Annotated in this window: 2 protein-coding genes; both read right to left on the bottom strand. The window is 50.3% G+C overall.

Annotation, left to right across the window (positions count from 1 at the left end):
* Positions 1-27: 27 nt before the first annotated feature.
* Positions 28-297 (bottom strand): hypothetical protein, encoded by a 270-nt coding sequence (locus GCU85_RS09865; RefSeq protein WP_152811014.1) that lies wholly within the window; start codon positions 295-297, stop codon positions 28-30.
* A gap of 80 nt (positions 298-377) precedes the next feature.
* The coding region (locus tag GCU85_RS10115) for a hypothetical protein (RefSeq protein WP_218110678.1) at positions 378-671 on the bottom strand (294 nt) is incomplete at its 5' end.

Raw genomic sequence — 671 nt, forward strand, 5'->3', positions numbered from 1 at the left:
AAATACTGTAAACAACCCGAAGAAATCTTACATGTTACCCGTTAAACTTAAATCTTGGATTTCATTTGTGGGGTCTGCATCCGCGTCATTGACGTTTAGCGTCAGTGTATTGCCGTCTTCAATCGACAAGTTACCCGCGCTGCCATCGCTGCTCAATGTCTGGTCGTCCGTATTGTCCAAGTAAGCCGATAAGTCCACCGTGGTCGATGCACCATCCTCTATGCTAAGCGTCAACACGTTGCTCGCATCAATCGTTGCGCCCGTTAAATCCTGATCGTCACTGCCTATCGCCGACAACGGTACCGCCAGCGTGCCACCCGCATCCGTTAGCTCTAAGTCCGTGCCGTTAATCNTACTGTAAACAACCCGAAGAAATCTTACATGTTACCCGTTAAACTTAAATCTTGGATTTCATTTGTGGGGTCTGCATCCGCGTCATTGACGTTTAGCGTCAGTGTATTGCCGTCTTCAATCGACAAGTTACCCGCGCTGCCATCGCTGCTCAATGTCTGGTCGTCCGTATTATCCAAATAAGCCGATAAGTCCACCGTGGTCGATGCACCATCCTCTATGCTAAGCGTCAACACGTTGCTCGCATCAATCGTTGCGCCCGTTAAATCCTGATCGTCACTGCCTATCGCCGACAACGGTACCGCCAGCGTGCCACCCGC

The organism is Ostreibacterium oceani (assembly GCF_009362845.1).
Lineage (GTDB): Bacteria > Pseudomonadota > Gammaproteobacteria > Cardiobacteriales > Ostreibacteriaceae > Ostreibacterium > Ostreibacterium oceani.